This is a genomic window from Methylobacterium nigriterrae, assembly GCF_037106235.1.
Taxonomy (GTDB): Bacteria; Pseudomonadota; Alphaproteobacteria; order Rhizobiales; family Beijerinckiaceae; genus Methylobacterium; species Methylobacterium nigriterrae.
Genome location: NZ_JBAWTG010000468.1, coordinates 1 through 672 on the forward strand (window position 1 = coordinate 1; position 672 = coordinate 672).

Here is a 672-nt window from a genome sequence, read left to right on the forward strand (position 1 = left end):
TGCCGACCGCACCGTCAACCCGGTCAATGGCGACCGCGTCATCGCACAGGCCAAGCCCGAGGCGACGTCGAGCAAGATCGTCACGCAGGGGGAGAGCCCCGGTGGAATGACCTACACCCGCACCATCCAGTCCGATGGTTCTGGTCGAGAGGTGTTGGAGCAGTGGGTTCTGCATGGGGCCGGACACGCCTGGTCAGGCGGAAGCTCGAACGGCAGCTACACGGACCCGCGCGGTCCCGATGCCAGCCGTGAGATGGTGCGCTTCTTCATGGCTCACACAAGCGCGAGCGGCACGACCCGACACTGAGCTTCCGAGTAGGCCTGAGGTCCGTGGCTCCGGCCAGGGATACGGGGCTGCCTGACACGGACATTCGCCCCTCATCAAAAGCAAAAGGATGGGCCGGTCTCTTTGTGAGGCCGGCCCATCCTGTGATCTTTTCTAGCATGGCAGTTCGAAGGTCTACGGAAGGCGCATCTCAGCCGGTTAAGCAGTGACTCCGAAAGCCCGCTTGCAACTCGGCCAGCTTTTGTCTGCGTGTGGCGCATAGAAGCTGCTTGTAAGAAAAACGACCGGATACTGCTGAGGAAATAGACCTTGGACGGGCGGGCCGGCGGTCTACGCCGCTTTTGGGACGAGCATGACGTCGTAGCCGAGGTTGGTCAGGCGCTGGA

Annotated in this window: 1 protein-coding gene; it reads left to right on the forward strand. The window is 62.2% G+C overall.

What is annotated here, in order from left to right; all coding sequences use genetic code 11:
- A partial coding sequence (locus tag WDW90_RS37785; protein ID WP_431311208.1) for a CE1 family esterase occupies nucleotides 1–307 on the forward strand: 307 nt, incomplete at its 5' end.
- Nucleotides 308–672 lie beyond the last annotated feature (365 nt).